The organism is Streptosporangium sp. NPDC049248 (assembly GCF_040678965.1).
Classification (GTDB): Bacteria; Actinomycetota; Actinomycetes; order Streptosporangiales; family Streptosporangiaceae; genus Streptosporangium; species Streptosporangium fukuiense.
Genome location: NZ_JBFAQY010000045.1, coordinates 38566 through 45013, shown reverse-complemented (window position 1 = coordinate 45013; position 6448 = coordinate 38566). Strand labels below are relative to the sequence as shown.

The following is a 6448-nucleotide window of genomic DNA, read 5'->3' as shown; positions in this document are numbered from 1 at the left end:
GCTGTCCAGGCAGGCGGACTGCTGGCCGGGGGCCGCCGTCTGGTAGTACCTGTTGTTCGGCTGGTAGACGGACTGGCCGTCGTTCAGCTTGCCGGTGACCGTCTTCGGGTAGCCGCTGCAGGGGGACGTGCCCGGCGGGTTGGTGGCCGGTGGGGTGGCGCCGGAGGTCGTCAGGGTCAGGCCGTAGGCGGAGAGGATCTCGTTGACCGGCTGGAAGTAGGTGACACCGCCCGCCAGGCAGTTGCCGGAGCCGCCGGAGGTGACTCCCTGGGCCTGGTCCACGGAGATGAACGAGCCGCCCGAGTCGCCCGGCTCGGCACAGACGTCCGTGCGTACCAGCCCGTAGACGGTGCCCTGGGGGTAGGTGATGCTGGTGTCGCGCTGCTGGATGGTGCCGCAGTGCCAGCCGGTGGTGGAGCCGGACCGGCAGACCGAGGCGCCCTCGATGGCCGGCCTGGCGCCGGCGACGGGCACGGTGTTCCCGGTGCCGTTGTTCACCGTGGGGGTGGGTGTCCAGTTGGCGTTCACCGAGACCCAGGAGTAGTCGCTGCCAGGGAAGACGGACCCCTGGAAGACGCCCTGAGGGAGTCGGTTGGAGCCGCTCGTGGTGTCGCCCTGCTTGCCGCAGTGGCCGGCGCTGACGAAACCGTTCTGGGGGCTACGGGTCACCGAGAAGCCGATCGAGCAGCGCTCGGTGGTCCCGATGTAGTAGGCGCTGCCGCCCACGAGGTCGTCGAGCAGGCGGGGAGTCTCGTTGGAGGGTTCGACCTTCACCGCGACCGGATCCGCGCCGGAGTTCTCCAGGACGTCTGTGGCCACCGTCACCTCCTTGGAGAGGACGACCACCTTGTTGGTCCGCACGTCGACGTAGCGCACGGCTCCCGTACTCTCGCGAGCGGCCAGAGTGCTGTCCACCTGTTCCTTGATGGCGGCCAGGTCCGACAGGGAGCGGCTCACGATCTCGGCGCGGGCGCCGGTGGCGACGATCTGGGGGATGTCGGCCTCGGAGGTGGTGGCGACCACGAGTCGCTGCGCGACGGTTCCGACGAACCAGGCGCCGGCGAAGCGCGCACCGAGTCTCCCGCGCAGGTCCGCCTCGACCGTCGCCAGGCGGGTCTCGTTGAGCAGGCGGGTCTGGGCCTGTTCCCTGGTGAGGTGCAGGTCGCGCTGGAGTGCCTCGATCATGCCCGCCGGTGGTTTCCAGGCGGCCGAGGTGTTCGCCTTCCGGGGCTGGGCGGCGACCGGGACGGGGGCCGACGTGAGCGCGGCGATGACTAGGACGCATCCCGTGGTGATGGCGTGTCTGCGGGACATGGGTCTCTCCTCGACCTCGGCTTTCCGGGCGTGAGGGGGGAGAGCAACACGTATCGCAGGTTGATCATGCGATGTGGGCGACGCCATGCTAATCCAGCCGTTGCCGGTCAGGGCCTCAATGCCGCGCGCCACGCGGAGGGTGATTTCGGCCGAGGTCTGTCGCTGTGTTCCGCTCGTGGCCCGTTCGCCCGGTTGATCGTCGGCTGCGCCGAGGTGACGACCGCCGGACACGGGTTCAGGCGATCGTTTCCTCCTCGGGGGAAGGCCTTCGCGGGTCATCGGTGAGGTCGGGTCATCCGTGAGGTGGGGTTTCCCGGGAAGCGGGACACCGGGTGGACGCCCCGTCGCGACGGGGCGTCCACCGCACGGACTCTAGGGCGTCTTGTACTTCAGGGTGTAGGAGCCGGAGCCGCTCGCGGAGGTCACGCGGTAGCGGTAGTAGCCGCGCGTGCCGGTGTAGCCGACCTGCTCGTCGGGGCCGGGGCTGTCGGAGGTGGCGACGGTGACCCAGCTCGTGCCATTCCATTTCTGGAGGAAGAGGTCGAAGTCGACGTTGTCATCGCTGTCCAGGCAGGCGGACTGCTGGCCGGGGGCCGCCGTCTGGTAGTACCTGTTGTTCGGCTGGTAGACGGACTGGCCGTCGTTCAGCTTGCCGGCGACGGTCTTCGGGTAGCCGTTGCAGGGGGATGCGCCCGGCGGAATCGTACTCGGCGGGGTGGTGCCGGGAGGGGTGGTGGTGGCGCCCACGGTCATCAGGGTCAGGCCGTAGGCGGAGAGGATCTCGTCGAGCGGCTGGAAGTAGGTGACGCCCCCGGCGGTGCAGTTGCCGGAGCCGCCGGAGGTGACTCCCTGGGCCTGGTCCACGGAGATGAACGAGCCACCCGAGTCGCCCGGCTCGGCACAGACACTGGTGCGGGCCAACTGGTAGACGGTGCCCTGGGGGTAGGTGACGCTGGTGTCGCGCTGCTGGATGGTGCCGCAGTGCCAGCCGGTGGTGGAGCCGGACCGGCAGACCGAGGCGCCCTCGATGGCCGGCCTGGCGCCGGCGACGGGCACGGTGCCCCCGGAGCCGTTGTTCACCGCGGGCTTGGGGGTCCAGTTGGCGTTGACGGAGACCCAGGCGTAGTCGCTGTCGGGGAAGCTCGATCCCTGGAAGACACCCTGGGCGGTCCAGTTGGAGCCGCTCGTGGTGTCGCCCCGCTTGCCGCAGTGGCCGGCGCTGACGAAACCGTTCTGGGTTCCGCGGGTCACCGGAAAGCCGATCGAGCAGCGCTCGGTGGTCCCGATGTAGTAGGCGTTGCCGCCCACGAGGTCGTCGAGGAGTTGAGGGGTCTCGTTGGAGGGCTCGACCTTCACCGCGACCGGATCCGCGCCGGAGGCCTCCAGGGCGTTCGAGGCTACCACGACGTCCTTGGAGAGGACGACCACCTTGTTGCTCCGCACGTCGATGTAGCGCACGGCTCCGGTCTCCTTGCGGGCGGCCGGCGTGTTGTCCACCTGTTCCTTGATGGCGGCCAGGTCCGACAGGGAGCGGCTCACGATCTCGGCGCGGGCGCCGGTGGCGACGATCTGGGGGATGTCGGCCTCGGAGGTGGTGGCGACCACGAGTCGCTGCGCGACGGTTCCGACGAACCAGGCGCCGGCGAAGCGCGCACCGAGTCTCCCGCGCAGGTCCGCCTCGACCGTCGCCAGGCGGGTCTCGTTGAGCAGGCGGGTCTGGGCCTGTTCTTTGGTGAGGTGCAGGTCGCGCTGGAGTGCCTCGATCATGCCCGCCGGGGGTTTCCAGGCGACCGGGACGGCGGGAGCGTTCGCGGTTCGGACCTGGGCGACGGCCGGGACGGGCGCCGACGTGAGCGCGGTGATCACCAGGAGGCATCCCGTGGTGATGGCGTGTCTGCGGGACATGGGTCTCTCCTCGACCTCGGCTTTCCGGGCGTGAGGGGGGAGAGCACCACGTATCGCAGGTTGATCATGCGATGTGGGCGACGCCATGCTAATCCAGCCGTTGCCGGTCAGGGCCTCAATGCCGCGCGCCACGCGGAGGGTGATTTCAGCTGTGCCCGTTCGCCCGGTTGATCATCGGCTGCGCCGAGGCGGCCGCCGTCCGCCGTCACCGGGACGCGGCCGATGCCGTCGCCGCGCATGGGTCAGCACGGCCTCACGAGGTCGGGCGTGGCGGGGCCCCCGGATCGCGTGCGGCGGCTCAGCCCGCTTCCGTCGTCCTGTTCGGGGCGGTGCGCGACTGGCGGCGCACCGCGAGGGCGATGTCCACGACCACCGCCACGGCCAGTACGGCCATCACGACGGTGAGCCAGGTGATACCGGCCACGAGACCGAGCGCTCCCAGGGCGATCACCGCTACCAGGGCGAACGAGCCCAGGCGAATGTGGACCACATCGCGCGGGGTCGCACCGACCATGGGCTTCCCGGTCGCCGAGGTCTCTTCGGGCAGCTGTTCTTCGGAAGTCACACTCTCTCCTTGGTCGCGGACGCTCCCTGTACCCGGATACCGCCTCGTCAAGCGTCCGGGCTCGTATTTCACGCTCTGTTCCGGCTTCGCGGGATCGGACGCCGTCGGGGCATTCGGGCGGCACCGGTACCCGCCTGGAATCGGGGCGGACACCGGTGCGCGGAACCGGACGCGCGCTCCCGATCCGGTCGCCGCGGCCCGATGCCCCGCCGCGGCGCGTACGGGCCGTCACGGTGGTGCCGGCGAGGCCGGGCAGGGGCGGGCGTGCGCGGTGACCATGGGCCCATGGGCCGGAGCGGGCCGCGAACCCGCCCTCGCGTACGTCGAAGGCACTGCCGGGGCCGACTCGGAGTGGCGGCGGTGTCCGTCGGGCCGGGCCGAAACCGAACGTGAGGCGCGAGATCGGGTCAATGCTCCCAGGGTCAGTGCTCCCAGGGAGGGGTCTCGCCCATCTTCGCGTAGTACTTGGCCAGGTGGGATTTGATCCTGCCGACGTCCTCCGCCGGCACCTTGATCCCGCCTCGCGCCCCATTCATGATCGCCGCCGCGGCGTGCACGGCATGCGGAACCGCCTTGAGTTCGCCGCCGATCACGTCGGCGACGGGAAGCTTGTAGCTTCCGAAGTTGTCCGGCTCGTCACCGTCGTACCAGAGGTGGGCCTCCCGGTAGCGGGCATTGGGCTCCTCCTCCGCGCCGGCCCACGTGCGAACGCGCCTGTCGGCCGCTTCGCTGTCCCACTCCCTGTCGTGGTCGGCCAGCGGCAGATCACGGAATTGGGTGACTGTCATGACCTTGCTCCCTTCGTCGAGGTTCCCACTACCCCGCTCACCGGCTCGATGTCCTGTCCGGCGACATATTCGGACCCGGCCAGGGGAGAGGTTTGGCATGACCGACAACCCTGAGGTGAACGAGAACACGGTGGAGCGCGACGTCTCGGAAGAGGGCCTGCCTCCCGCCGGTCCACGAGGCGCCGACGGCGAGAGCAGGATCGTGGCGGAACGGTCGGGAGCGGACACCACCTTCCCCGAGCGGCCGCTTCTGGCGGACCCGGACGATGTGCGCCGTACCCCGGGAGAAGAAGGTTCAGCGGGGGCGAGCCAGGCCGAGCGGGGCGTCGAGGACGCGAAGGACGAGGTGGAGGGCAGGGACGGGTCCGGGTCCCCGGAGCCGGAGGTCGGCCCCGTCTCCTAAAGGCCCGGTTCGTCCCCCTCGAAACGGGACCGGACATGGCGGCGGGGGTCCCGGAACGCCGGGACCCCCGCCACGGGGCGATCGTGGGTCAGCTCTTGAAGGCGTCCTTGACCTTCTTCGCGCTGTCCTTCGCCTTCTCTCCGGCCTGCTTGAAGCGGCTTCCGGCCTGGTCGTCCTTGCCGCTGGCCTCAAGGCGCTCGTCGCCGGTGGCGCGGCCCACGCCTTCCTTGATCTTGCCCTTGGCCTCTTGCGCCTTGTTGGAAAGCTTGTCGTCGGCACCCATGGTGTAGTTCCTCCCGTTTTGTGGAATTTAGCCCACGCAGTCCCTTTCTCCGCTGTGGAAGGGAGTAAACATGTCCGATGCCCGGACCCGGCGCCGACCGGCCGGTGGCGACGCCCCCGCGGCACGGGCGGGCCGTTGGAATCCGGTCCGTGGCGCGGGTCTGAGGGAAGGGGTGGAGACGGCGTGGTGAGCATCACGTGCGGCGGGATCGTGTCCGCCCTCGGGCGTCGCGCGACGAGGGCGAAACATCCACGCCTCGCGAATGAGACCGCCGCCCCGGCGTGAAAACGAAACGATCGGTTCTCCGCTTCCAGCGAAAAGCGCGCACAGCGAACGAACGGAATTCGTGCTTCCGAACCGGACTATGGTCACGGGTATTCGTTTCCTCGCTCTTCCCCGGCCGTTCGGCCGGCCTTTTCCAGCCGCTGACCGGGCCTACTCGGCCGCTCCGTCAGCGGTGGCAGAGCAGGCAGCGTACGGCCTGTTCGAGAGACTCGGCGTCGGCCATGGGCGAGGGCCAGGGGAGCCGGATCAGGGTCGGGTCCTCGACGCCGCAGCGGACCGTCGCGCCGAAGCGGTCGAGTTCCCAGAGCCAGGCTCCCGGCACCGGCTCGGCGAGCAGGGAGCACAGGGCGGTCTCCAGCTGCCTGCGATGGGCGCCGTTGACGTGCTGGAGCATGCGCTCGGCCTCGCTCATCAGCGGGTCGGGGGTGGCGCCGAGATACTCCTCGGCGTCCAGCACACCCGACTCGGGGCCGGTCAGATAGATCACCCTGCCGACGTCGACACGTAGCAGCCTGGGGCCGTCAGTCCCCTCCAGCACCTCGAACAGCGCCTCGTCGGGGCAGCGCTCGGCGATCGCCACAGCGGTCCGTCGCACCTCGGCCGCGGGCACGGGCTGTGCCCATCCCTGCACCTTGAGCAGGCCGCGCGAGAGCTCGTGCTCCCCCAGAGAGCGATTCGACGTCAGGTCCACGGTCACCACGGGCTCATCCCGGGCGCCATGGAGCGGATCGCCCGGCAGGACGAGCAGCACCGGCCGGCCGGCGCCGTCCACACCCCCCCTGGCGGGCATCGCGGGGCTGGCGCCTCCGGCGACGGACACGTGGGTGGGAGCGGCGCCGGCGGCGAGGGTGCGGACCCGCTCGGGGATCGGCGGAGCGGTGACTGGCTGCATGGACCGGCTCTCC

7 protein-coding genes are annotated in these 6448 nt (G+C 70.2%); 1 reads left to right on the top strand and 6 read right to left on the bottom strand.

Annotated features, from left to right (window positions below):
* The 4 genes from AB0K21_RS42170 to AB0K21_RS42155 form a co-directional block, all read right to left on the bottom strand.
* Positions 1–1314: S1 family peptidase (locus AB0K21_RS42170; RefSeq protein WP_364158375.1), on the bottom strand; the 1314-nt coding region annotated here is incomplete at its 3' end.
* A gap of 372 nt (positions 1315–1686) precedes the next feature.
* Positions 1687–3219, bottom strand: a complete 1533-nt coding sequence (locus AB0K21_RS42165) for a S1 family peptidase (protein WP_364158372.1) — start codon at positions 3217–3219, stop codon at positions 1687–1689.
* A gap of 298 nt (positions 3220–3517) precedes the next feature.
* Complete coding sequence (locus AB0K21_RS42160) at positions 3518–3784, bottom strand: hypothetical protein (protein ID WP_343963138.1); 267 nt, start codon at positions 3782–3784, stop codon at positions 3518–3520.
* 422 nt (positions 3785–4206) lie between these two features.
* Positions 4207–4572, bottom strand: coding sequence for a hypothetical protein (locus AB0K21_RS42155; RefSeq protein ID WP_343963137.1), 366 nt, complete (start codon positions 4570–4572; stop codon positions 4207–4209).
* A gap of 97 nt (positions 4573–4669) precedes the next feature.
* Between AB0K21_RS42155 and AB0K21_RS42150 the strand changes: the two genes are divergently transcribed.
* The gene (locus tag AB0K21_RS42150; RefSeq protein ID WP_343963136.1) at positions 4670–4975 is read left to right on the top strand and encodes a hypothetical protein; all 306 of its coding nucleotides are present in this window, start codon (positions 4670–4672) and stop codon (positions 4973–4975) included.
* A gap of 88 nt (positions 4976–5063) precedes the next feature.
* On the opposite strand, the gene AB0K21_RS42145 is transcribed toward AB0K21_RS42150, so the two are convergent.
* Both AB0K21_RS42145 and AB0K21_RS42140 read right to left on the bottom strand, forming a co-directional pair.
* Complete coding sequence (locus AB0K21_RS42145; protein ID WP_030909134.1) at positions 5064–5258, bottom strand: CsbD family protein; 195 nt, start codon at positions 5256–5258, stop codon at positions 5064–5066.
* A gap of 451 nt (positions 5259–5709) precedes the next feature.
* Positions 5710–6435, bottom strand: coding sequence for a DUF2470 domain-containing protein (locus AB0K21_RS42140; protein ID WP_364158367.1), 726 nt, complete (start codon positions 6433–6435; stop codon positions 5710–5712).
* Positions 6436–6448 lie beyond the last annotated feature (13 nt).

Coding starts and splice junctions, on each gene's coding strand:
- AB0K21_RS42165 (WP_364158372.1), bottom strand. CDS start 3,219: ATGTCCCGCAGACACGCCATCACCACGGGATGCCTCCTGGTGATCACC.
- AB0K21_RS42155 (WP_343963137.1), bottom strand. CDS start 4,572: ATGACAGTCACCCAATTCCGTGATCTGCCGCTGGCCGACCACGACAGG.
- AB0K21_RS42150 (WP_343963136.1), top strand. CDS start 4,670: ATGACCGACAACCCTGAGGTGAACGAGAACACGGTGGAGCGCGACGTC.
- AB0K21_RS42145 (WP_030909134.1), bottom strand. CDS start 5,258: ATGGGTGCCGACGACAAGCTTTCCAACAAGGCGCAAGAGGCCAAGGGC.
- AB0K21_RS42140 (WP_364158367.1), bottom strand. CDS start 6,435: ATGCAGCCAGTCACCGCTCCGCCGATCCCCGAGCGGGTCCGCACCCTC.